This window comes from Methylosinus sp. H3A (assembly GCF_015709455.1).
Lineage (GTDB): Bacteria > Pseudomonadota > Alphaproteobacteria > Rhizobiales > Beijerinckiaceae > Methylosinus.
Window position 1 is genome coordinate 492405 of the sequence record NZ_JADNQW010000005.1, and the last position, 24677, is coordinate 517081.

Consider the following 24677-nt stretch of genomic DNA (forward strand, 5'->3'; position numbering starts at 1 on the left):
CCTACAAATTCACTGAAGAATTCGTTAGAGATGATCCGATTTCGTCCGCGCCTTCCGAAAAATCCGTTTCCCCTTTGCGCGGACTTGCTCTAGTGGACCCCCTGTCGCGACAGGCCTCTCCGCCTGTCGCTCTTTTGTTGGAGACCAACATGCCTCACCTCAAGACCACGCGTCTCGGCAGCCGGGGCGTCCTCGCCGCGATCGGCGTCTGCGCCCTGCTGGCGATGGGCGCGGCCTCGGCGCAGGCCAAGGTTCTCGCCAAGGTCAATGGCGTCGACATCACCGACGAAGACGTGAAAATCGCGCTCGACGATCTCGGCGCCGGTCTGCCGCGGCAATTGGAAGGCAAGGCGCGCGAGAATTACATTCTCGATTTCCTCATCGACGAGCAGCTCGTGGTGCAGAAGGCGCAGCGCGACAAGCTCGGCGAGACCCCGGATTTCGCCAAGAAGCTCGCCTATCTGCGCGACAAGGCGCTGATGGAGGCCCTGCTCGGCAAGGTCTCCAAGGACGCGACCACCGAGGCCGCCGTCAAGAAGACCTATGACGAGGCCGCCAAGAATCAGAAGCCCGAGACCGAGATCCACGCTCACCACATTCTGGTGACCACCGAGGACGAGGCCAAGGCCGCGCACAAGCGCGTGAAGGGCGGCGAGGATTTCGGCAAAGTCGCCACCGAGCTCTCCAAGGATACGGGCGCGCAGGGCGGCGATCTCGGCTGGTTCACCAAGGACCGCATGGTGCCGGAGTTCGGCGAGGCGGCCTTCAAGCTCGAGCCGGGGCAGATCTCCGATCCGGTGAAGACGCAATTCGGCTGGCACGTCATCAAGTTGGACGAGAAGCGCCCGAAAGTCTTCCCGCCGCTCGACCAGGTGCGCGACCAGGTTTCCCGCTATGTGGCGCAGAAGGCCCAGTCGGACCTCATCGTCGAGCTGCGCCAGGGCGCCAAGATCGAGCGCACCGAGGCGCCGCCCGCCGAGGCCAAGCCCGGCGACAAGCCCGCCGAGGCCAAGCCGGCGGAAAAAAAGAAATAGTCATCGGACGGTTGTGAGTGGGGGGTAGTGAGTGGGGAAGCCACTCACGCTCGCCACTCTATCCCCCTTCGCTCTCGCTTTTTCAGGATCTACACCGAGCCATGGCCAAGGCCGCTCCCGTTTCGCCGCTCGCCCCCAAGACCTATCCCGACATTCCGCCGATCGAAGGCGTTCGCTTCGCCGTGGCGCAGGCCGGCATACGCTATGCCGGGCGCACCGACGTCATGCTCGCCCTCTTCGACGAGGGGACGCAGGTCGCCGGCGTGTTCACGCGCTCCAAATGTCCATCGGCTCCGGTCGACTGGTGCCGGGCGCGGCTCGATGGCGGCAAGGCGCGGGCGCTGCTCGTCAATTCCGGCAACGCCAACGCCTTCACCGGCAAAGCGGGCAAGGAGGCGGCGAAGCTGTCCGCCAAGCTCGTCGCCGCCGCCGCCGGCGTGCCCGAGAAGCAGGTGTTCCTCGCCTCGACCGGCGTCATCGGCGAGCCGCTGGACGCCACGAAATTCGAGCCCGTGCTGGGCAAGCTCGTCACCGACGCGCGGGGCGAGGCGTGGCGCGAGGCGGCCTCCGCCATAATGACCACCGACACCTATCCCAAGCTCGCGACGCGCACAGCGCAGCTCGGCGATGTCGAGGTGCGGATCGCCGGCGTCGCCAAGGGCGCCGGCATGATCGCGCCCGATATGGCGACGATGCTCTCCTTCGTCTTCACCGACGCGCCGATCGACGCCGAAGTCCTGCAGAGCCTGCTGTCGAAATCGGTGCAAGGCTCGTTCAACGCGATCACCGTCGACAGCGACACCTCGACCTCGGACACGCTGCTGCTCTTCGCGACAGGCGCGGCGGCCGAGCGCGGCGCGCCCGTCATCGAGAAGGTGAGCGACCGCCGTCTCGAGGATTTCCGCCGCGCGCTGGACGAGGTGCTGCTCGATCTCGCCCACCAAGTGGTGAAGGACGGCGAGGGCGCGCGCAAATTCGTCGAAGTGACGGTGATCGGCGCCGAGAGCCCGAAGGCGGCCAAGCGCATCGCCCTCTCGATCGCCAATTCGCCGCTGGTGAAGACGGCTGTGGCCGGCGAGGACGCCAATTGGGGCCGCGTGGTGATGGCGGTGGGCAAGTCCGGCGAGGCCGCCGATCGCGACAAGCTCTCCATCTGGTTCGGCGACATACGCGTCGCCCACAAGGGCCTGCGCGATCCCGATTACGACGAGGCGGAAGTCTCGCAGATCATGAAGCGCGACGAGATCGCCATTCATGTCGACATCGGCCTCGGCTCCGGCGCGGCGCGCGTTTGGACCTGCGATCTGACAAAGGAATATGTCGCGATCAACGGCGACTATCGGAGTTGAGGTAGCCGTCCGCACGACCCGCCGGCCAGCGGTCGATAAACCCACCTATTTTTATAAGTTTCTCGCGACCAAAAAACCGCTCCTCCCGAATTTCTCGCTGGGAATTCGGCAGGGCGGCGTTATCCGTCTTGCATAAACATATTTTAATAGTAGGATTATATATTATTGTTTTGAGGAGCATGCGTCTCATGAGTCGTGCTGTCGAGAAACTCGCATGCGCATTCTTTTCCGCCGTTGCGCCGCTCGCCCTCACGGCAGCCGCCGGCTTTTCCTCGAAACTCGCTTTCGCCGAAGACGCCAGGATCGACGACGTGGTCGTCGGCGCGCGAACATCGGGGCTGACGCGGCAGGAGGAAAAAGTCCTGCTGAGCACGCCGCGCTCGGCGGCGATCGTCGACGGGCAAAAGGCCGAAGAGGAGCATTTGGAGCGTCTCTCCGACCTCTCGCAACTGGTTCCCAATTACCGACCCAACATCGCGACAGCACGCACGTCGACGCCGGCGATCCGCGGTGTCGGCCGCGGCGCCGGCAATGGCGACTCGTCCGAATTGGACACGGGCTTCATCGTCGACAATGTCTTCTGGAAACATGTCGGCTTCCAATGGGGCGACTTCATCGATCTCGACTCCTTCGAGGTCGGGCTCGGACCACAAGGGACGGCGCTCGGCAAGAACACGACGGTCGGCAATATCGTCCTTCGCACGCAACTTCCGTCCTTCGACCGCAAGGCGACGCTCGAGACCTCCTTCGCCAATTACAGCCACATCGTCGAGAAGTTGAACGTCACCGGACCCATCATCGACGACAGGCTCGCCTATCGCCTGGCTCTCTATCTCGACAAGGGCTCGGGCTGGATTCACGATCAGGTCACCGGAACCGGCTATCTGAACAATGATCGCTGGGGCGCGCGCGGGCAGTTGCTCTATGTCGGCGACAGCGTCACCGACCGCCTGATCTTCTATCGCACGAGTTCCCAGGAATATATCGCATCCAACAATCACACGGGGCAGATCGGCGATTCGGTTCCGATCTTCGCCAATGGAACGCTCGGCGCGACCTATGCGCAGACGTTCCGTAACCGACTGGGACGAAATGTCCTCTCCTTCGACGCCTACCAGCCGCTCAACACGCGCAACGGCCCCTGGAACACGCGGACGACCACCCTCTCCAACGAAGCGAATTGGCAGATCGACGCCTATACGCTCACCTCCATCTCGGCCTGGGGCGAGTTCACGCTGCATACGCACAATGCGCTCGGCATTCAGGAGACCGAGATCACCAATGTCGGCGGCGACGCCGACGTCTATGTCGATCAGTATTCGCAAGAGCTGCGGCTCGCGTCGCCGCGCGACCAGAGGCTCGAATGGCAGGCCGGGCTCTATTCGCTCTACGAGAAGACCCGGTCGTATTCGCATACCGATTTCGGCGGCAACGCCGCGCAATGGTTCGGAACGCCGACCACCGATCCCGCCCTCCTCAACGGCTTTCAACAGCGCACCGACGGCAAGTCGCGAACCTTCCATATCGGCGGCTTCGGCCAGGGGGCCTATCATCTCGACGAGCGATGGACGCTGACCTTCGGCTTGCGCGACAGCTACGAGATCAAGGAAGGCTCGGTGTTCGGCTGGGACAAGGCGTGGAGCCAGATATTCTCGCCCATTCAAGTCTATAATGCGATCCGCGGAGGGGGCGGCGTCGGCTTCTGGGACACGGGCAGCGCGACCAGCACGCGCAACATGCTGACCGGCTCGTTCAATCCCTCCTACAAATACAGCGAGAACATTCTGCTCTACGGTCTCCTCGGCCGCGGCGAGAAGGCCGCGGCGGTCAACGACCGCGCCCAGCCGATCTGGTCTGGAACGACGTTCAAGGGCTTCCAGCCGCTGTTCACCAGGGCGGAGACGAGCTGGGACTATGAGCTCGGCGCGAAGACGAATTGGCTCGACGGAAACCTCATCGCCAATGTCAATCTCTATTGGACCGACATATTCGACTTCCAGGCCAATATGGTCGACACGAGCTATCTGGATGCGACCGGCCAGCCGATACGCCAGACCTATCTCGGCTCGGTTCCGCATGTGCGGCTGCGGGGCGTGGAATTCACCGGGAGATTTTCGCCGATCGAGCGCCTCTGGCTGTCGTTCAACGGCGCCTATACGGAGGCGCGCTACATCAGCTACGACAACGCCGCTCCGCCGGCGGATTGGATCTGGTCCACTCCCTCTTCGGCGCCCGCCGGATTTCTCAAGGCGCCACTGACGCTCTCGCGCTCGAATTCGCGCTGGGAGAATCTTCCCAAATGGGCGGTCAATTTCGGCGCGACCTACGACCATCCGCTGGGGCCGGTGTTTCGCGATCTCGGTCCGTTCTGGGATCGGCCCGTCACCGCTTTCGGCTATGTCAATGTCGCCTGGCAGGATCGCACGCAGCTCACCAATCCCTGGTCCGTTCTGCAATATTGGCAGCCCGCTTATTCGATCGTGAACGCCGGTCTCGGCCTGCGCACGGACGACGAGCGCTACAGTCTCTCGATCTGGGCCAAGAACGTCTTCGACCAGCGCTACATCACCGCTTGGTCGCCCGGCAGCTCGACGACGGCGACGACAATCCAGTTTCAGGATTTTCCACGCTCTGTGGGAGGGACGCTGCTGGTGAAGCTCTATTGACGTGAAGGGCGACAATTCGCGCGCTTACACGGCCTTGTGACCAATTCGTCATCGCAACGTTTCGAGAATCGGCTTCTACTCGCCTCGGCTCGGCGGCGGCGAGGAAGCGGACGAATGGTTTTCCCCCATCCTGTAGAAGCGGTCCTCTTCGATATGGACGGCACGCTCCTCGACACGGAGCGGCTCTATGTCGACGCCTGGATCGCGGCCGGACGCGCCGTCGGCGCCGAGATCACCGAAGACTTCTGCCATCGCATGATCGGCAAGCCCATGCAGGATTGCGAGACGATGATGCTCGAGCGCTTCGGCGCCGATTTTCCGCTCGACGCCTGCATCGAAGCCTGCGGCGGCTTCGTCGCCCGCGCCTCGCGCGCCGGCGTGCCGCTCAAGGACGGGGCGCGCGAGCTCGTCGATTATCTCACCGCCATGAATATTCCGCTCGCCATCGCCACCTCCTCGCGGCGGCCGACGGCGGAGCATCATCTGAGCCGTTGCGGCCTGCTCTCGCATTTCTCCGCGCTGGTGACTCGCGACGATGTCGCGCGGGGCAAGCCGCATCCGGAATCTTATCTCCGCGCCGCGCGCGCGCTCGACAAGGAGCCGCCGCGCTGCCTCGCGCTCGAGGATTCGCCCACGGGCCTGCGCTCGGCCGCCGCCTCCGGCGCGATGACGATCCTCGCGCCGGATATTTTGCAGCCCTCCCCGGAGGAGCGCGCGCTCTGCCTCGCGGTCGTCGCGAGCCTGCGCGACGTGCTCGACATGCTGCGCGCGCACGCCGCCGCGCATCGGCCCTTAGGGGCCTTTGCGCGCTGACGAAACTCGCTTCGGTTTCTAGTCTGAGAGACGATTCGACCATTGCGCGACGGAGACGACGATGAGCCCGCGCCGTCCGCTTTTCGCGGCTATTCTATTTGCGCTTTCCCTCTCGCTCTCGGCCTGCGCCGGCGCCTATGAGGAGGCGCGCGAATTCGCGGCCATCTCGGGCGTCGTCGTGGAGAAGAGCGCGCCCGGAGGCGGCGCGAAAAAAGCTGCGAAAAAGAAAGGCGCGAAAAAGAAAGGCGCCGAGAAAAAAGCGGCCGCCGCCAAAGACAAGAACGAGCCGCCCGCCGTCGGCGCCTGCGTCACCTATCAATTCATGGGCGGCGCCGATTGCGAGGAGGCGATCACCAAGCGCAATTGCTACGACAAGCGCCTGAATGTCGTCGATTGGCGCAATGGGCTGAGCTGCGCCGCCGCCTTTCTGTCGCCCCCGGAGAAGAAACCTTGACGCGAGCTCGAGCCTCGAAAACGAGCTCGAGCCTTGCCTTTGGTCGGCGGAGCGGCGAAATTGGCCGCGCATCTCGCGTTCCCGAGGCCGTTTCATGCGTTTTCTCGCCGCCTGCGCCGCTCTGGCGCCGCTCGCCCTCTCCGCCTGCAACAGCGCCGCGCCGGAAATGCGCTTCGATCCGGCGGAGGCCGCCTTCATCAAGCTGGAGGGCAAGGCGACGATCGAGGGCCAGGCCTTTCTGCGCGATCAGCAGGGCAAAATGAATGTGCGCTACGCCGCCGGCGAGGTCGTGCGGCTCATTCCCGCGACGGCCTATGCGCAGGCGCGCTTCTCGCAATATTATGGCAAGCGCAAATTCATCCCGGCCTTGCTCATGCCGACGCCGACGCAGGAGGCCGACTACGCGGCCCATACGCGCACGACCAAGGCGGGCGCGACCGGCCGCTTCACTTTCGACAAGGTCGCGCCGGGCCGCTATTTCGTGACGACGCAGCTCACCTGGGTTCCGAAGGGCGGCTTGCTGAGCGAGGGCGGCGCGATGTACGACGAGATCATCGTCACCGGCAAGGAGACCGACCCGATCGATGTCGTGCTCTCCGGCAATTGAAGGAAACGCGCGTGTCCTTGCTTCTCGTGGTCGCCGCCGCGCTCGTCGATACGGAGGGCCGCGTGCTGATCGCGCAGCGCCCGCCCGGCAAGCAGCTCGCCGGCCTGTGGGAGTTTCCCGGCGGCAAGCTCGACCCCGGCGAGTGGCCGGAGCAGGCGCTCGTGCGCGAGCTCGCCGAGGAGCTGGGCATAGAGGTGGAGACGGCCGATCTCGCGCCGCTGACTTTCGCCAGCCACGCCTATGAGGCGTTTCATCTGTTGATGCCGCTCTATCTCTGCCGGAGCTGGCGTGGCGAGCCGCGCGCGCGGGAGGGCCAGACGCTGGCCTGGAGGCGGCCGAGCGCGCTGGACGCAGAGCAAATGCCGCCCGCCGACGCGCCGCTCATCGCCCCGCTCGTCGCGCTGCTCGGCTGAGCGCTCGACGATCCGCCACAGCGCTTCTGCGAGAGGTCCGCCATGCTGATCCGCCCCGCCCTGCCGGAAGACGCCGCGGCCATATGGTCGATCGTCGAGCCCATCCTGCGCGCCGGCGAAACTTACGCCCTCGATCGGGACATGACCGAAGCGGACGCTCTCGCTTATTGGCTGGGCGCGGATAAGGAGACCTTCGTCGCAGTCGAGGACGACGATGTCCTCGGCACATATTACCTACGTCCCAATCAGCCGGGCGGCGGACGCCATGTCTGCAACTGCGGCTATATGACGAGCCTGCGCGGCAGGGGACAGGGCATCGCGCGGCGCATGTGCGCGCATTCGCTCGATCAGGCCCACGCCCGCGGCTATCGCGCGATGCAATTCAATTTCGTGGTCGGTGTCAACGAGCCCGCGATCCATTTGTGGCTCTCGCTCGGCTTCGAGATCGTGGGACGATTGCCGGGCGCATTCCGCCATCCGACGCGCGGCTATGTCGACGCTCTGGTAATGTTCCGGACGCTCTGAGTCGCTCGACGTTCGACGCGCGATCTTTCGAAAACTGCGTCGCGGCCGGCCGCTCGTCTTTCCCTTGCCTCCACCCCGCAGCGGGTGTATAAGCCGCTCGTTCTATCTCATAACGATCATTCTCGGATGATCGCTGCTTGAGAGTGGGGCCCGGCCGGGACCCGCTCTTTTTTGTTTGCACCGGCCAGTGACCCTCGCAAATCAGGATGAGCCGCTTGGCAGAAACGCCCGCCGCCGGCGCCGTGGAGGCGCCCTCCCCTCTCGATGAGCCGCGCCTTTGCGGCGAGACGGGCGTCGCGGCGCGCATCGCCCATATAGCCGAGCCCGTGCTGGCGCAGATCGGCTTCCGGCTCGTGCGCGCGCGCATTTTCGCGCAGAGCGGCATGACGCTGCAGATCATGGCCGAACGCCCCGACGGAACGATGACGATCGAGGATTGCGAGGCCGCGAGCCAGGCGCTCTCGCCCGAGCTCGACGTCGAGGACGTGATCTCCGACGCCTATCGGCTGGAGATCTCCTCGCCCGGCATCGATCGTCCGCTGGTCAGAGTCTCGGATTTTCGGCGCGCGATCGGCCATGAGGCGAAGATCGAGCTGATGCAGCCGCTCGCCTCTGGCCGCAAGCGTTTTCGAGGCAATATCGTCACTGTCGAGGGCGAAGGCCGCGACGCCGTGGTGACGCTCGAGCGCAATGACGCGCCGCCGGACGAAGAAAAAATCGTGCAAATGCCTCTGCGCGACCTCGACGAGGCCAAGCTGATGCTGACCGACGCGCTGATCCGCGAGGCGCTGCGCGCCAGCAAAGCGCCGATCGAAGACGAGAGCGCGAGCGAGGAAGCGCCCGCGCCGCAGGAAGAGGAGAGGCCCCGCCGTGGGCCCGGCCGTTTCGCCGCGGCGAGAGGTAATAAGGCGAAGCCGCTGGTTCCGGCCGGCGTGCAGACGGGATTCAAGAAAAAAGGCAGCGGACCCGGCCGTCGCGGAGACGCGTAGGGCCGACGTTTTTGGGAGCAAGATATGGCCGTCAGCGCCAACAGGTTGGAAATCCTGCAGATCGCCGATGCGGTCGCGCGCGAGAAATCGATCGACCGCTCGATCGTCATCGCCTCCATGGAGGACGCGCTGCAAAAGGCCGCGCGCTCGCGCTATGGGCAGGAGACCGAGGTCCGCGCCGAGATCAATCCGAAGAGCGGCGAAGTGCGCTTCTCGCGCCTGCTGCTCGTCGTCGATCTCATCGACAATGACGCGACGCAGATTTCCATCGAGGATGCGCGCAAGCGCAATCCGGCGGCGCAGGTCGGCGACTGGATCTCCGAGACGCTGCCGCCCTTCGACTTCGGCCGCATCGCCGCGCAATCGGCCAAGCAGATCATCGTGCAGAAGGTGCGCGAGGCCGAGCGCGACCGTCAATATGAAGAGTTCAAGGACCGCATCGGCGAGATCGTCAACGGCGTGGTGAAGCGTGTCGAATATGGCAATGTCATCATCGATCTCGGCCGCGGCGAGGCGATCATCCGCCGCGACGAGATGATCCCGCGCGAGACCTTCCGCCCCGGCGACCGCGTGCGCGCCTATGTCTATGACGTGCGCCGCGAGCAGCGCGGGCCGCAGATTTTCCTGTCGCGCACGCATCCGCAATTCATGGCGAAGCTGTTCCGCCAGGAAGTGCCGGAAATCTATGACGGCGTCATCGAGGTGAAATCGGTGGCCCGCGATCCGGGCTCGCGCGCCAAGATCGCCGTGGTCTCGCGCGATTCCTCCATCGATCCGGTCGGCGCCTGCGTCGGCATGCGCGGCTCGCGCGTGCAGGCCGTCGTCGGCGAATTGCAGGGCGAGCGCATCGACATCATCCCCTGGTCGGCGGACGCGGCGACCTTCATCGTCAATGCGCTACAGCCGGCCGAAGTCGTGAAGGTCGTGCTCGACGAGGACACCGCGCGCATCGAGGTGGTGGTGCCGGACGATCAGCTGTCGCTCGCCATCGGCCGACGCGGCCAGAATGTGCGGCTCGCCTCGCAGCTCACCGGCTGGGACATCGACATTCTGACCGAGGCCGAGGAATCCGAGCGCCGCCAGAGAGAGTTCGTCGAGCGCACCAAAGTGTTCATGAACGCCATCGACGTCGACGAGGTCGTCGGCAGGCTGCTCGCCTCGGAAGGTTTCCAATCGGTCGAGGAGCTGGCCTTCGTTGATCTCGGCGAGCTCGCGACGATCGAGGGCTTCGACGAGGATACGGCGGCCGAGATTCAAAATCGCGCCCGCAACTATCTGGAAAGAGTCGAGGCGGAGAACGAGGCGCGTCGCGTCGAGCTCGGCGTGCTCGACGAGCTGAAGGAGCTCGACGGCGTCACCACGGCGATGCTGGTCAAGCTCGGCGAGAATGACGTGAAGTCGATCGAGGATCTCGCCGGCTGCGTGCCGGACGATCTCGTCGGCTGGTCGGAGAAGAAGGACGGCGAGACGGTCAAGCAGACCGGCTTCCTGGATGGGATCGATATCTCCCGCGAAGAGGCGGAGGCGCTGATCATGGACGCCCGCGTGCGCGCCGGCTGGATCGAGGCGCCGGAGCCCGAGGCGGAAGAGGAAGCCGCCGAGGCCGAGGCCACGGAGCAGAGCGAGACCTTGCAGACAGAGACCGTGCAGACAGAGACGCAGCAGACAGAGACGCAGTGACGAAACGGGACGGCGAAAATATGAGAGATGCCGAGGCGAGCGAACGGACCTGCATCGTCACCCGCCGGCGCGAGGCGCCGGAGGGGATGATCCGTTTCGTGCGTGCGCCGGACGGCGTCCTCACGCCGGACATAAGGTCGCGCCTGCCGGGCCGCGGCGCCTGGGTGACGGCGCGCGCCGAGGTGGTGGCCGAAGCGGTGAAGAAACAGGCGTTCGCCCGCCAATTGAAGGCCAAGGTCTCGACCTCCCCTTCGCTTCCGGCCGATGTCGACCGGCTGCTGGAGGCCGACTGCCTGCAATCGCTCGCCATGGCCAATAAGGCCGGCGCGGTCGTGGCCGGCTTCGGCAAGGTCTGCGAGGCGTTGGAGAAGGGCTCCGTCGCCGCTCTGCTGGAGGCGCGGGACGGCTCGACGGAGGGACGGCGCAAGCTCGCCCAGGCGGCGCGGCGCGCGGCGGCGGCGCGCGGGCGCGGAGAGACGGCGAGAGAGGCGATCTCTCTGTTCGATTCTCTTCAATTGGATTTGGCTTTGGGCCGCACAAATGTGATACATGCAGCCCTCGCGCCGGGCGGACCGACGCAGGCCTTTTTGGCGCGCTGCCGCCGCCTCGCCGCCTATAGAGGCGAGAGCGCATCCGGCGACGCGCAAGACCATGACAGCGAGCGGACCGAGGATGTCGGCCCGCTGACCGACCGAATAGAACAGGCGCAGCCCGAGGATCGGAAACTGGATGAGTGAGACCGAGACCGAGAACAGCGGCGACAAGACGCTGACCGTCACGCCGTCGAAGACGTTGCATCTGAAGCAGCGTCCGACCGAGCATGGCGGAATGGTGCGCCAGAGCTTCTCCCACGGCCGCTCCAAGGTCGTCGTGGTCGAGAAGGTGAAGCGCCGCGCCCCGGGCACTGTGGAGACCAAGCCCGCGGCTCCGGCGCCTGTGGCCCCGCCCCCGGCATCGGCATCTGCGTCGGCTGCGCCTTCGGCCCCGACGCCCGCGCCGACCGCGCCTGTCGCCGCGCCGCCTGCGCCGCCGCCGCCGAGGGCCGAGACCCCGCGCGCGCCGCAGCCCAAGCGCGGCGCCGGCGTCGTGCTGCGCGCGCTGACCGACGATGAGCGCGAGGCCCGCGCCCGCGCTCTGGTCGACGCTCGCACGCGCGAAGAGGAAGATCGTCGCCGCGCGGTGGCGGAAGCCAAGGCGAGAGCCGAGCGCGATGAGCGCGAGCGCGAGGAACGCGCGGCCGCCGAAGCCCGCAAGCGCGAGGAAGAAGAGCGCCTCGCCCGCGACGCCGAGTCGAAGCGCCGCTCCGAAGAAGAGGCGCGCCGTCGTCTCGCCGGAGGCGGCGCTCCCGAGCCGCACGCCGCGGCTCCGATCGTCCAGCGTTCGGCGCAGCCGCGTCCCGCCCCCGTCGCCGGGGTGGAGCAGCCCCGCGCCGCCGCCACGACCACGACGGAAGACGCCGAGAAGCGCGTCGTGCGTCGCCCCGCCGGCGTCATCGCCGTCAAGGCGCCGCCGCAGCCGCCCCGCCCGACGCCCTCGCGCGGCGGCGCGCAGAAAGATCGCGGCCGCCTCACCGTCTCCACCGCGACGTCCGAGCAAGAAGAGCGCACGCGCTCCGTCGCCGCCTTCCGCCGCCGCACGCAGCGCCTCAAATCCTTCGGCCAGGCCGAGCAGAAGGAGAAGATCACCCGCGAGGTCATCCTCCCGGAGACGATCACCATCCAGGAGCTCGCCAACCGCATGTCGGAGCGTGGCGTCGACGTGATTCGCCTGCTGATGAAGCAGGGCGCGCTGCACAAGATCACCGACGTCATCGACGCCGACACGGCGCAGCTCGTCGCCGAGGAGCTCGGCCACGCGGTCAAGCGCGTCGCCGAGTCGGATGTCGAGGAAGGCCTGTTCGACGAGCCGGACGCCGAGGGCGAGCTCGCGTCGCGTCCGCCGGTCGTCACCATCATGGGCCACGTCGATCACGGCAAGACCTCGCTGCTCGACGCGATCCGCCACGCCAATGTGGTGGCCGGCGAGGCGGGCGGCATCACGCAGCATATCGGCGCCTATCAGGTGAAGGCGCCCAATGGCGCGCCGATCACCTTCATCGACACGCCCGGCCACGCGGCCTTCACCGCCATGCGCGCGCGCGGCGCCAAGGTCACCGACATCGTGATCCTTGTCGTCGCGGCGGATGACGGCGTCATGCCGCAGACGATCGAGGCGATCCATCACGCCAAGGCGGCGGAGGTTCCGCTCATCGTCGCGATCAACAAGATCGACAAGCCCGACGCCAAGCCCGAGCGCGTTCGCACCGAGCTGCTGCAGCATGAGGTGCAGACCGAGACCTTCGGCGGCGACACGCTCGAAGTGGAGGTCTCCGCCAAGGAGAGGCTCAATCTCGACAAGCTGCTCGACGCCATCACCCTTCAGTCGGAAGTGCTCGACCTCAAAGCCAATCCGGAACGCTCGGCCGAAGGCACTGTGATCGAGGCGCGGCTCGACAAGGGCCGCGGCCCGGTCGCCACAGTGCTGGTGCAGCGCGGCACGCTGCATATCGGCGACATTATCGTCGCCGGCTCGCAATGGGGCCGCGTGCGCGCGCTGCTCGACGACAAGGGCGTCGTGGTGCAGACCGCCGGCCCGTCCTTCCCGGTCGAGATCCTCGGCTTCTCCGGCACGCCGGAAGCCGGCGACCGCGTCGCCGTGGTGGAGACGGAAGCCCGCGCGCGAGAGATCACCGAATATCGTGAGCGTCAGCGGCGCGAGAAGCTCGCCGCACGCGGCGGCGGCGCCCGCACCTCGCTCACCGATATGATGAGCCAGCTGAAGACCGCCGGCCGCAAGGAGTTCCAGCTCGTCATCAAGGGCGATGTGCAGGGCTCCGTGGAGGCGATCGTCGCGGCGCTCGACAAGCTCGGCACCGACGAGGTCGGCGCGCGCATCGTCCATGCGGGCGTCGGCGGCATTTCCGAATCCGACATAGCGCTCGCCGAAGCGTCGAATGCGGTCGTCATCGGCTTCAACGTGCGCGCCCATAAGGAAGCGCGCGAAGCGGCCGAGCGCGGCGGCATTGAAATCCGCTACTACAACATCATCTACAATCTCGTGGATGATGTGAAGGCGGCGATGTCCGGCCTTCTGGCGCCGACGCTGCGCGAGACCATGCTCGGCAATGCGCAGATTCTCGAGGTGTTCGACATTTCCAAGGTCGGCAAGGTGGCGGGTTGCCGCGTGACCGACGGCTCGGTGGAGCGCGGCGCCAATGTGCGTCTCATCCGCGACAATGTCGTCGTCCACGAGGGCAAGCTGTCGACGCTCAAGCGCTTCAAGGACGAGGTCAAGGAAGTGCAGGCCGGACAGGAATGCGGCATGGCTTTCGAGAATTATCAGGACATGCGCGCCGGCGACGTCATCGAATGCTATCGCGTCGAGGAGATCAAGCGGACGCTGTGACGCGCGCCGCGACGATCTCCACCGAACTTTCATCAGGCCTTCGGCGCGCCGCCGTCCTCGACCGCATTGGCGAGTGACGGCCGCGCAACGTCGGGAGCGCGCGAGCAGCGCGAATATTCATGTCCAGAACCCATCACGCCCATGGGGCTGAGCCGTCGCAACGCATGCTGCGCGTCGCCGAGCTCATCCGCCATCAGATCGCCCAGATGCTCGCGCGCAACGAGATCGTCGACCCCGTGCTCGAGCAGCATGTCGTCACCGTCTCGCGCGTGGCGATGAGCCCTGATTTGAAGCTCGCCACCGTCTTCGTCATGCCGCTCGGCGGCAAGGACGAGGCCGAGGTGCTGCGCGCCTTCGATCGGCACAAGAAATTCCTGCGCGGCGAGATCGCCCATAGCGTCAATCTCAAATTCGCGCCCGAGGTGCGTTTCCGCATCGACGACAGTTTCGACAATGTCGCGCGCATCGACGCGCTGCTGAACTCCGACCGCGTGCGCCGCGATCTCGAGCAGCCCCACCCCGACGAAGAGAACGGCGCCCAGCAATGAACGGAAGAAAATCGACCCGCGCCGTCGTCGACGGCTGGGTCGTGCTCGACAAGCCCGTCGGCATGACCTCGACTCACGCGGTCTCGCGCCTCAAGCGCATCTATAATGGCAAGAAGGCCGGCCACGCCGGCACGCTGGACCCGCTCGCCTCCGGCATATTGCCGGTCGCTTTCGGCGAGGCGACCAAGACCGTGCCCTTCGTGCAGGACGGCGAAAAAGCCTATTCATTCACCGTGCGCTGGGGCGTCGAGACCGACACCGACGACGCCGACGGCAAGGCTGTGCGCGAGAGCGTCGAACGGCCGACCATCGCCCAGATCGAGGCGTTGCTACCGCGCTTTCTCGGCGACATCATGCAGGTGCCGCCGCAATATTCCGCGATCAAGATCGCCGGCGAGCGCGCCTATGATCTCGCGCGCGAGGGCGAGACTGTGGAGCTGAAGCCGCGCCCGGTCACCATCCACCGCCTCTCGATCATCGACGCGACGGAGGACGAGACGAGGCTGGTGATGGAATGCGGCAAGGGCGCCTATGTGCGCTCCATCGCGCGCGACCTCGGCCGGCTCATCGGCTGTTTCGGCCATGTGACCGCGCTGCGCCGCACGCGCGTCGGTCCCTTCCTCGAGGAGGACAGCTTCACCCTCGACGAGATCGAGGGCGGCGAGGCGGCCAATGCTCTGCTTTCGGTCGAGGCCGGCCTCACGGAGCTGCCTTGCGTCGTCGTCGATCGCGATTCGGCGGCGCGGCTTCGCCGCGGCGGCACGCTGATCCTGCGCGGCCGCGATGCGCCGGCCGGCGGCATCGTCTATGCGGCCTGCGGCGGCGTGCCCGTCGCCTTCGGCCCTGTGGTGGAAGGCGCGCTGGAGCCCTCGCGCGTGTTCAACCTGCCGTTTTGACGCGAGGTTGATCTTCGCGGGCGAACGGGTTTCAATTCGTGGAGAGGCCCCCTCCCCCTCCCTCCCCCGCTTTGCGGGAGAGGGGGCGGATTCGGGGCTTCATCGAGACATCGCGCTGCGCCGATCGCTGGCGCCCCCTCTCCCGCGCCGTGGGGGAGGGATGGGGAGGGGGCATGTCACACGCCGAATCTCGCAGACTGCCCACCGCCCCATGACGCCTCCCATCCCCAAAATCCTCGTCTTCGATTCGGGGCTCGGCGGCCTCACCGTCTTCACCGAGGCGGCGAAGCTGCGCCCGCACGCGGCCCTGCTCTATTGCGCCGACGACGCCGGCTTCCCCTATGGCCCGCTCTCCGAAAAGGCGGTCGTCGCCCGCGTGATGGAGGTGATGGAGACGCTCGTCGGCGAACTCTCCCCCGATCTCGTCGTCGTCGCCTGCAACACGGCCTCGACCCTCGCTCTGCCGCATCTGCGCGCGCGCTGGCCACAGCTTCCCTTCGTCGGCACTGTGCCGGCCATCAAGCCCGCCGCCGAGCGTTCGCGCTCGCGTCTCGTCTCGGTGCTGGCGACGCCGGGCACTGTGGCGCGCGATTACACGCGCAGCCTCATCGACAGTTTCGCCGGCGATTGCGCGGTGACTTTGGTCGGCTCGACGCGCCTCGCCCCCCTCGCGGAAGATTTTATGCGCGGCGCCGCTGTGTCGGAGGCGGAAATCGCCCGCGAGATCGCGCCCTGCTTCGTCACGCGCGACGAGGCGCGCACGGACGTCGTCGCTCTCGCCTGCACGCATTATCCGCTGCTTCTCGATTTTTTCCGGCGCCTGTCGCCCTGGCCGGTCGAATGGATCGACCCCGCCCCGGCCATCGCCCGCCAGGCGGATCGCCTGCTGGCGGAGCGCTTCGGCCCGGATCGCGAGGCCGCGGCCCCGGCGCCCCGCGCGATCTTCACGAGCGGCGCGCGGCCCGAGCCGGCGCTCGCCGCCGCGTTGGCGCGAATGGGTTTTTCTCTCGACGATTTGTCCGAATGATCGCGCGTTCCTTCTCCCGCAGAGCGGCAGAAGGAGCGCGCCCAGCCACCCGATTGCAGCCCCGCCCCCGTTTTTCCTTGATTATGTCGGCCGCACTTGCTGTAACGCGCCGCACAATAAATTCTCGAACTCCAAGAGGTGAGCGAAATGGCAGACTGGCCCGTCCATGCGAAGATTACCGGCCCGATCGTTCTGATCGGCTTCGGCTCCATCGGACGTGGCATCTTGCCGCTCATCGAACGCCATTTCGACTATGACAAGAGCCGCTTCACCGTCATCGACCCCGTCGATACGCATCGCGAAATGCTGGATATTCGCGGCATTGCGTTCCAGAAGGTCGCGCTCACCAAGGATAATTACCGCGAGGTGCTGACTCCCCTGCTCACCAAGGGCGAGGGACAGGGCTTCGTCGTCAATCTCTCGGTCGACACCTCTTCTCTCGACATTATGAAGCTCGCCCGCGAGCTGGGCTGCCTCTATGTCGACACCGTCGTCGAGCCCTGGACCGGCTTCTACTTCGACTCCAAGCTCGGCAATGAGGCGCGCACCAATTATGCGCTACGCGAGACCGTGCTCGAGGAGCGTCGCCGCAATCCGGGCGGGCCGACCGCCGTCTCCTGCGTCGGCGCCAATCCGGGCATGGTGTCCTGGTTCGTGAAGCAGGCGCTGCTGAACATCGCCGCCGACACCGGCCTCTCGATCGAGGAGCCCAAGACCCGCGCCGACTGGGGCGCGCTGGCGCAAAAGCTCGGCGTCAAGGGCATTCACATCGCGGAGCGCGACACGCAGCGCGCCAAGAGCCCCAAGCCGCGCGACGTCTTCGTCAACACCTGGTCGGTCGAGGGCTTCGTCTCCGAGGGCCAGCAGCCAGCCGAGCTCGGCTGGGGCACGCATGAGAAATGGCTGCCGGAGATCGCGGGAACGCACTCCTCCGGCTGCGGCGCGGCGATCTATCTGAAGTCGCCGGGCGCCAACACGCGCGTGCGCTCCTGGACGCCGACACCGGGGCCGCAATATGGCTTCCTCGTCACCCACAACGAGTCGATCTCCATCGCCGATTTTTTGACGGTGCGCGACGCTTCGGGCGCTATTCTCTACCGGCCGACCTGTCATTACGCCTATCATCCGGCCGATGACGCGGTGCTCTCGCTGCATGAATTGTTCGGCCGCGCCGGCAAGATGCAGGCGAGCTGGAAGATTCTGGACGAGAACGAGATCGTCGACGGCATAGACGAGCTCGGCGTGCTGCTCTACGGCCACGCCAAGAACGCCTATTGGTACGGCTCGCGACTCTCGATCGAGGAGACGCGCGAGATCGCGCCCTATCAGAACGCCACCGGCCTGCAGGTGAGCTCGGCGGCCCTGGCAGGCATGGTGTGGGCGCTGGAGAATCCGACCGCCGGAATCGTCGAGGCGGATGAGGTGGACTTCCGCCGCTGCCTGGATGTGCAGCTGCCCTATCTCGGCCCGGTGGAGGGCGTCTACACGGATTGGACGCCGCTCGACGGCCGTCCGGGCCTCTTCCCCGAGGACATCGACCTCGAGGATCCCTGGCAGTTCAAGAATATACTGGTCCGCTAACCAGCGCCGCTCCCTTCTTCCGCTCCGCGGGAGGAGGGAGCGCTCCGCCTCGTCCTCGCCGGGCCGCCTTCAGGCCGCCAGAATGGCCGCCGGCGGCAGTCCCACGGCATGGCGGCGCCACATGGTGAGATACAGCCCCTCGAGATCGCGCGTGTAGCCATCCACGTCGAACAGCGCCGCCCCGGCGCGATTGCCGGCGAGCTTGGCCCTCGTCGCCGCCAGCCGTCGCGGATCGGCGGCGAGGCTGCTCGCGAGATCGAAATAGCCGCCGAGATCGTCGGTGATGAGCTCGGGCATTCCGACCGCGCGCAGCAGGCTGCCCGCGACACGCGACGGAAAGGTCGAGCCGCTGCAGGTCACGATCGGCGCCCCCGCCCATAGCGCGTCGCTCGCCGTCGTATGGGCGTTGTAGGGCGCCGTATCGAGCACGAGATCGGCGAGCTGAAGCCGCGCGAGATGCTCGCCCTGCGCCATATCCGGCGCAAAGACGAGACGGTTGCCGTTCACGCCCCGCTTCCACGCCTCATTGCGCAAATTGCCCTCCGCCATAGGCGCGGCGAGCAGCCACAATACGCTGCCGGGCGCGGCGTCCAGCAGCCGGCACCAGACATCGAACATCTCCGGCGTGAATTTATAGGCCTGGTTGAAGCAGCAGAAGACGACGCCCTGCTCCGGCAGCCCCACGGACGCGCGCCCGGGATTGGGCCCGATCGGCCCAGCGCGGCCGCGCGGCTGATAGCTGTGCGGCATATAGGCGAAGGATTCCGAATAATCGGCGGCGGATGCGGATGGCGTCACATAATCGTCGGTGATGATGTAATCGCAGAGCTCCGCGCCGAGCGTGCCCGGATAGCCGAGATAATTCACCTGCACCGGCGCCGGGCGCAGCATGAGAATGCCGGTGCGCGCATTGGCGGTGAAGCCCTTGAGGTCGATCAATATGTCCACCTCGTCGCGATGGATCGCGCGCGCGGCGTCGCCGTCCGAGAGCGCCCTTATATCGACGAAGGAGTCGAAGGCGCCGACGAGCCGGTGGCGCATCGCCTTCCCGTCATCGGCTCCATAGGAATAGGCATTCACGCAGAAGCGCTCGCGATCATGCGCCTCGAGCGTCTCGATCAGCAGCAGCGCTGTCGCATGGTCGTGGAAATCATTGGAGAGATAGCCGAGCTTGATCTTTCGTCCGTCCGCGGCGCGGAAACGAAAGTCCAGCGTATGCCGCTGCGCCGCCGCCGCGGTGCGCCGATCGCGCGTCCATAGCTCGGAGCAACGCCGCTGATCCGTCGCGCCGACGCCGGGCTGCGACAGGAGCAGAAAGGGCGACAATGCGCCGGAGCCGTCCGCCGTGAGAAGATCGTCGAGCGCTTTCGCATCCTCTGCGAAATCGTCCCATTCGCACATGCTGCGGCTGCGTCCGGGCGATCGCATCGCCGTCTCCCAGGTCGAAGTGCCTTCGCCTGGGCATGAGGGCGCATGTCGCCTTCCGGATCAGACACTCGAAGGGAAGCAATCGATGCGCCATCTCTTCCCACTCTCAGGGGAAAAGCGCGGCCGCATGGCGGCCCTCGGCTGCTATTTCACGAAAGACCGTTCCCGCGTCTCGGCAAAGCTACTGGCATACCGCTTCCAGCCGGTGTCCGTCGAGATCGATAACGAAAGCGGCGTAGTAGCTCGGCCCATAGTGCGGCCGCAGGCCGGGCGCTCCGTCGTCCTGCGCGCCGTGCGCGAGCGCCTCGGCATGGAAAGCGCGAACGGCCTCAGGAGTTGGGGCGACGAAAGCCAGATGAAAGCCCGCGTCGACGCCTATGTCGGACGCCGAGCGTTGCTTCAGAGCAAAAGGCTCACGCCCGTCCGGCGTCCCATAGCCGACCGACTTGGGTCCGGTGTAGAGCCGCACAAAGCCGAGCGCGGCAAGGATGGCGTCATAAAACACCACCGCCTGCCCGAGATCGGACACGCCGATGGACAGATGGCAGATCATCATCCAGCCGCTGGGCCCCCTCAGATCCCAGCGCCGTCGCCGAGCGTCTCCTCGGCCGCCGTCGAGAAAATCCGCACATTGTTCAGCGACAGCGGCACGCTGCTGCCGAGCTTCGCGCCCTCGCGGTCATCCGTGTCGACCTCGACCGTCTGGTCGTAGCCGGGAATGGAGATCGAGGCGCGCAGGCCGGCCGCCGTGCGGCGCACCGCCTCGACGCGCCCCTCGAGCGCGCCGATCGAGCCCCCGTGCAGAGCGATATCGGCGGGACGGAAATAGACGCGCGCCGGTCCGTTGCGCAGATTTTCCGAGGAGACGTGCAGCTCCTTGCCCTGAAAGATCACCTTGCCGTCGGCGACCTGCACCGGCAGCGCCAGCGCCTCGCCGACAAAGGAGAGCACGAAGGGCGAAGCCGGCCGGTCATAGAGCTCGTCCGGCGTGCCGATCTGCTCGATACGGCCCTTGTCCAGCACGACGACGCGATCGGCGAGCTCCATCGCCTCATCCTGGTCGTGGGTCACGAAGACGGTGGTCAGCCCGGTCTGGCGATGCACGTCGCGCAGCCAGCGGCGCAAATCCTTGCGCACGCGCGCGTCGAGCGCGCCGAAAGGCTCGTCCAGCAACAGCACGCGCGGCTCGATGGCGAGCGCGCGTGCGAGCGCCACGCGCTGCCGCTGACCGCCGGAGAGCTGCGCCGGATAGCGCGCGCCGAGCCCGTCGAGCTGCACGAATTCGAGCAGCTTTCTCGCGCGCTCGACAATCTCCGCGCGGGAGGGACGCGAACGGCGCGGACGCACCTTCAGCCCATAGGCGATATTGCCGGCGACGGTCAGATGCTTGAACAGCGCATAGTTCTGGAACACGAAGCCGACGCGCCGCTCCTGCACGGAAAGCGTCGTGGCGTCCTCGCCGTCGAAGAAAATGCGGCCGCGCTCGGGAGAGGAGAGCCCGGCGATGGCGCGCAGCAGCGTGGTCTTGCCCGAGCCCGACGGTCCGAGCAGAGCAACGAGCTCGCCGCGCGCAATCGTCAGATTGACGTCGCGCAACGCAGGATAATCGCCGAAATCTTTCTCGACGCCCTCGATGCGAATCTCGACGCCCTGCAGATGCGGCGCATCCTCAGTGACGGCGTCGACCGGCGATTTGACCGGCGAAGCGCCATTCGAGAAACGTCTTGAATCCAAGAGTGACGAGAGCCAGCCCAGCCAGGAGGGAGGCGAGGGCGAACGCCGAGACGATGTTATACTCATTGTAGAGGATCTCCACCTGGAGAGGTATCGTATTGGTCAGGCCGCGAATATGGCCCGAGACGACCGACACCGCGCCGAACTCGCCCATGGCGCGGGCGTTGGCGAGGAGCACGCCATAGAGCAGGCCCCATTTGATGTTGGGCAATGTCACCGTGAGAAAAGTGCGGAAGCCGCTCGCCCCGAGCGTCAGCGCCGCCTCCTCCTCCACCGTTCCCTGCTCCTGCATGAGCGGGATCAGCTCGCGCGCGACAAAGGGGAAGGTGACGAAGATCGTCGCGAGAACAATGCCCGGAATGGCGAAGACCACCTGAATTCCATGCGCGGACAAAAAGGGCCCGAGAAGTCCCTGCGATCCGAAGACGAGCACATAGACGAGACCGGAAACGACCGGCGAAACGGAGAAAGGCAGATCGATGAGCGTGATCAGCACGCTCTTGCCGGGAAAGGAGAATTTTGCGATCGCCCAGGCCGCGCAGAGGCCGAAGAGGGCGTTGAGCGGCACGACGAACGCCGCGACGATCAGAGTGAGGCGGATCGCGGCGCGCGCATCCGGCTCGTCGAAGGTCGTGAAAAAGGCGCCCGCGCCCTTGGCTAAGGCCTCGGTGAAGACGACGGCGAGCGGCATCAGCAGGAACAGGCCGAGAAAGGCCACTGAGACGCCGATCAACAAATAGCGCGTGAACGGAGTCTCCTCTGTCACGCTGCGCGGCGCAGAGATCGGAACGGCGGAAGCGAGCGCCTCAGACATGGCCGAATCTCCTCTGGCTCCACGCTTGGATCAGATTGATCGCGAGGAGCACGGAAAAGGAGATCGCGAGCATGATCGTCGCAATGCCCGTGGCGCCGGCGTAATCGAACTGCTCCAGCTTGACGATGATCAGCAAGGGCGCGATTTCCGAGATATAGGCGAGATTGCCGGCGATGAAGATCACCGATCCATATTCGCCGACGCTGCGCGCGAAAGCCAGCGCGAAGCCGGTGAGCAGCGCCGGCAGGATCGGCGGCAGCAGCACGCGCCAAATCGTCTGCGCGCGGCTCGCGCCGAGCGTCGCCGACGCCTCCTCGAGCTCGGCGTCGATCTCCGCGAGCAGCGGCTGCACCGTGCGCACGACGAAAGGCAAGCCCACGAACACCAGCGCGACCAGAATGCCCCAGCGCGTGAAGGCGATCTTTATGTCGTAATCGGCGAGCGGCTCGCCGAGCCAGCCATTGGGCGCATAGAGCGCCGCGAGCGCAATGCCGGCGACCGCCGTGGGCAGAGCGAAAGGCAGATCGACGATGGCGTCGAGAAAGCGCCGGCCCGGAAATTCATAGCGGGTCAGCACCCAGGCGGCGACGAGGCCGAAGACGACGTCGATCGCCGCGGCGGCGAAGGAGATGAAGAAGCTCGTGCGCAAGGCGGCGGCCACGCGCGGCTCGACGGCGATTCCATAGAGCCCTGCGAGTCCGAGCTCCGAGGCGCGGATGATGAGCAGCGACAGCGGGAACAGGACGATGAGGCTCAGATAGAAAATGGTGAAGCCGAAAGTCGCTCCGAATCCCGGAATGACGCTCGGAGCCTTGAAGCTCCGAGCCTTCTTCTTCACGACGGGCGCTGCGGCGCTCATATGCGGTCTCGCGCTCTATTGCTTCTGGATTTCGTCGAACACGCCGCCGTCGGCGAAATGCGTCTTCTGCGCTTTCGTCCAGCCGCCGAAGACCTGATCGACGGTGAACAGATCGAGCTTCGGCAAGCGCTTCAGATCTTCCTTCGCCGCGAACTCCGGATGCGCGGGGCGATAATAATTCTTGGCGATGATCGCCTGCGCGGCCGGCGTGTAGAGGAAGTTCAGATAGGCCTCCGCCGCCTTGCGCGTGCCTTTGGCGTCGACATTGCCGTCGACGACGGCTACCGGCGGCTCGGCGAGGACGGAGGTCGAGGGAACGATGATCTCGAATTTGTCCTTGCCGAACTCCTCGGAGGCGAGGAAAGCCTCGTTCTCCCAGGCGATCAGCACGTCGCCGAGCCCGCGCTGGGCGAAGGTGATCGTGGAACCGCGCGCGCCGGTGTCCAGCACAGGCGCATTCTTGTAGATCGCCTTGACGAAATCCTTCGTCTTCGCCTCGTCGCCGTTGAATTTCTTGAGCGCATAGCCCCAGGCGCCGAGATAGTTCCAGCGCGCGCCGCCCGACGTCTTCGGATTGGGCGTGATGACGGCGACGCCGGGCTTGGCGAGATCGTCCCAATTCTTGATCTTCTTCGGATTGCCCTTGCGAACGAGGAAGACGATCGTCGACGTGTAGGGCGAGGCGTTGTTCGGCAGCTTCTTCTGCCAATCGGGCGCGATCTTGCCGGTTTTGTTCACGATCGCGTCGATATCCGCGGCGAGGGCCAGCGTCACGACATCGGCGGAAAGCCCGTCGATCACCGCGCGCGCCTGGGCGCCGGAGCCGGCGTGGGACGCCTGGAGCTCGATCGTCTCGCCGGTCTTCGCCTTCCAATCGGCGATGAATGCGGGATTGATCGCCTTATAGAGCTCGCGCGTGGGGTCATAGGAGACATTGAGCAGCGCCGTCGCGGCCTGCGCCGTGGCGTCGACGAGGATCGACAGGCTCGCCGCAATGGCGATGGCCGCCCCGAGGCTGCGCCGCGAGATTGAAACGCTCCGCATACTGGTCTCCTTCTATGGTCTATAAATTCAGTCATTTTATGGACTAATCTATTTCCACGGAGCTGTAAACGGGGACGCCCGCTCGGAGAGCGGTGTTTTCAGGCTTTTTTTGACAGGAGATGCGGGGCGCCCGATCGACGCCGTCAGCGCCGCGCGCGGGTCGGCTGCTTGCGGCCAGAGACGAACAAAAGCAAGGCGAGCAGCCCGGCGGCGGCGATCAGATAATAGGGGCTGATCTCGAAACGACGCTTGCCCACGGAAAAAGGAAAGCGGGCGGTCCAATGCTCGCCGGCGGAGCCGTCGACGGTGACGACTCCCACGAAGTCGCCCGGCTCGGCGAAAACATGCGCGAAGGAAAATGTCCCCTTGGGATAGATCTGCGGCGCGAGGAACGCGGCGGTCGTCGCCTCTGTGACGATAGGATCTTCGCCATCGTCGGTCTGGCGCAATATGCGGAATCCGGCCTTCATTTCGCGCAGTTCGGGAGCGGCGTAGTCGAAAACGAAAATCGTCTCCCCCAAGCGGGGGGCGTCTTCGCAGAATTTGCGTTGCTGCGCGTCGCCCGGTTGATAGCCTGCGAAATACATGAGCTCCGGGCCGATCTTGAGCACGCAGCTGTCTTTGTCGGGAACGAGATCGCCGCGCGCCGATGCGGTCGGCGCGGCGCTCGCCGCGATGAGCGAGGCCAGCAAGAGCGATTGGGATAAACAGCGACTCGACATGCTCTGTCCCTCGATGAGCGCCGAGAGGTCTCGATTGGACTTAATCCGGT

23 protein-coding genes are annotated in these 24677 nt (G+C 65.8%); 16 read left to right on the forward strand and 7 right to left on the reverse strand.

The window, feature by feature from the left end:
* The first annotated feature begins 149 nt into the window (after window positions 1–149).
* The 16 genes from IY145_RS05400 (at window position 150) to IY145_RS05475 (ending at window position 18026) form a co-directional block, all read left to right on the forward strand.
* On the forward strand, window positions 150–1034 hold the full coding sequence (locus IY145_RS05400) for a peptidylprolyl isomerase (RefSeq protein WP_196407267.1): 885 nt from the start codon (window positions 150–152) through the stop codon (window positions 1032–1034).
* Between the two features lie 101 nt (window positions 1035–1135).
* The gene (gene argJ / locus IY145_RS05405; protein WP_196407268.1) at window positions 1136–2383 is read left to right on the forward strand and encodes a bifunctional glutamate N-acetyltransferase/amino-acid acetyltransferase ArgJ; all 1248 of its coding nucleotides are present in this window, start codon (window positions 1136–1138) and stop codon (window positions 2381–2383) included.
* Window positions 2384–2571: 188 nt separating this feature from the next.
* Window positions 2572–5049, forward strand: a complete 2478-nt coding sequence (locus tag IY145_RS05410) for a TonB-dependent receptor (protein ID WP_196407269.1) — start codon at window positions 2572–2574, stop codon at window positions 5047–5049.
* A 114-nt stretch (window positions 5050–5163) separates the two neighbouring features.
* Entirely contained in the window at window positions 5164–5862 is a 699-nt protein-coding gene (locus IY145_RS05415) for an HAD family phosphatase (RefSeq protein WP_196407270.1), read from the forward strand.
* A gap of 61 nt (window positions 5863–5923) precedes the next feature.
* The gene (locus tag IY145_RS05420) at window positions 5924–6316 is read left to right on the forward strand and encodes a hypothetical protein (protein ID WP_196407271.1); all 393 of its coding nucleotides are present in this window, start codon (window positions 5924–5926) and stop codon (window positions 6314–6316) included.
* A 94-nt stretch (window positions 6317–6410) separates the two neighbouring features.
* Window positions 6411–6923, forward strand: coding sequence for a carboxypeptidase-like regulatory domain-containing protein (locus tag IY145_RS05425; RefSeq protein WP_196407272.1), 513 nt, complete (start codon window positions 6411–6413; stop codon window positions 6921–6923).
* A gap of 11 nt (window positions 6924–6934) precedes the next feature.
* The gene (gene mutT / locus IY145_RS05430) at window positions 6935–7336 is read left to right on the forward strand and encodes an 8-oxo-dGTP diphosphatase MutT (protein ID WP_196407273.1); all 402 of its coding nucleotides are present in this window, start codon (window positions 6935–6937) and stop codon (window positions 7334–7336) included.
* Between the two features lie 42 nt (window positions 7337–7378).
* On the forward strand, window positions 7379–7861 hold the full coding sequence (locus IY145_RS05435) for a GNAT family N-acetyltransferase (RefSeq protein ID WP_196407274.1): 483 nt from the start codon (window positions 7379–7381) through the stop codon (window positions 7859–7861).
* 206 nt (window positions 7862–8067) lie between these two features.
* Entirely contained in the window at window positions 8068–8850 is a 783-nt protein-coding gene (gene rimP, locus IY145_RS05440; protein WP_196407275.1) for a ribosome maturation factor RimP, read from the forward strand.
* 24 nt (window positions 8851–8874) lie between these two features.
* Window positions 8875–10530: a transcription termination factor NusA gene (nusA, locus tag IY145_RS05445; RefSeq protein ID WP_196407276.1), complete on the forward strand. Its 1656-nt coding sequence runs from the start codon at window positions 8875–8877 to the stop codon at window positions 10528–10530.
* A gap of 20 nt (window positions 10531–10550) precedes the next feature.
* Complete coding sequence (locus IY145_RS05450; protein WP_196407277.1) at window positions 10551–11267, forward strand: RNA-binding protein; 717 nt, start codon at window positions 10551–10553, stop codon at window positions 11265–11267.
* Window positions 11260–13974 carry a translation initiation factor IF-2 gene (infB, locus tag IY145_RS05455; protein WP_196407278.1) on the forward strand — a complete coding sequence of 905 codons (2715 nt, stop codon included), beginning with the start codon at window positions 11260–11262 and terminating at the stop codon, window positions 13972–13974. The genes IY145_RS05450 and infB overlap by 8 nt, the downstream gene beginning before the upstream one ends.
* A gap of 119 nt (window positions 13975–14093) precedes the next feature.
* Window positions 14094–14522, forward strand: a complete 429-nt coding sequence (rbfA, locus tag IY145_RS05460; RefSeq protein WP_196407279.1) for a 30S ribosome-binding factor RbfA — start codon at window positions 14094–14096, stop codon at window positions 14520–14522.
* Window positions 14519–15418, forward strand: coding sequence for a tRNA pseudouridine(55) synthase TruB (truB, locus tag IY145_RS05465; protein WP_196407280.1), 900 nt, complete (start codon window positions 14519–14521; stop codon window positions 15416–15418). The genes rbfA and truB overlap by 4 nt, the downstream gene beginning before the upstream one ends.
* A gap of 211 nt (window positions 15419–15629) precedes the next feature.
* On the forward strand, window positions 15630–16445 hold the full coding sequence (gene murI, locus IY145_RS05470) for a glutamate racemase (protein WP_196407281.1): 816 nt from the start codon (window positions 15630–15632) through the stop codon (window positions 16443–16445).
* Window positions 16446–16592: 147 nt separating this feature from the next.
* Entirely contained in the window at window positions 16593–18026 is a 1434-nt protein-coding gene (locus IY145_RS05475) for a homospermidine synthase (protein WP_196407282.1), read from the forward strand.
* Between the two features lie 69 nt (window positions 18027–18095).
* Here the strand turns inward: IY145_RS05475 and IY145_RS05480 are convergent, their stop codons facing one another.
* From IY145_RS05480 to IY145_RS05510, 7 genes are all read right to left on the reverse strand, one after another.
* On the reverse strand, window positions 18096–19454 hold the full coding sequence (locus tag IY145_RS05480; RefSeq protein ID WP_196407283.1) for a UDP-N-acetylglucosamine-peptide N-acetylglucosaminyltransferase: 1359 nt from the start codon (window positions 19452–19454) through the stop codon (window positions 18096–18098).
* Window positions 19455–19635: 181 nt separating this feature from the next.
* Entirely contained in the window at window positions 19636–20007 is a 372-nt protein-coding gene (locus IY145_RS05485; protein ID WP_196410415.1) for a VOC family protein, read from the reverse strand.
* Between the two features lie 20 nt (window positions 20008–20027).
* The gene (locus tag IY145_RS05490) at window positions 20028–21110 is read right to left on the reverse strand and encodes a sulfate/molybdate ABC transporter ATP-binding protein (protein ID WP_196410416.1); all 1083 of its coding nucleotides are present in this window, start codon (window positions 21108–21110) and stop codon (window positions 20028–20030) included.
* 13 nt (window positions 21111–21123) lie between these two features.
* Window positions 21124–22002, reverse strand: coding sequence for a sulfate ABC transporter permease subunit CysW (gene cysW / locus IY145_RS05495; protein ID WP_196407284.1), 879 nt, complete (start codon window positions 22000–22002; stop codon window positions 21124–21126).
* Entirely contained in the window at window positions 21995–22861 is an 867-nt protein-coding gene (gene cysT / locus IY145_RS05500) for a sulfate ABC transporter permease subunit CysT (protein ID WP_196407285.1), read from the reverse strand. Before cysT ends, cysW begins: the two co-directional genes overlap by 8 nt.
* Before the next feature lie 15 nt (window positions 22862–22876).
* Window positions 22877–23905, reverse strand: a complete 1029-nt coding sequence (locus IY145_RS05505) for a sulfate ABC transporter substrate-binding protein (protein ID WP_196407286.1) — start codon at window positions 23903–23905, stop codon at window positions 22877–22879.
* A gap of 143 nt (window positions 23906–24048) precedes the next feature.
* On the reverse strand, window positions 24049–24627 hold the full coding sequence (locus IY145_RS05510; RefSeq protein ID WP_196407287.1) for a hypothetical protein: 579 nt from the start codon (window positions 24625–24627) through the stop codon (window positions 24049–24051).
* Window positions 24628–24677 lie beyond the last annotated feature (50 nt).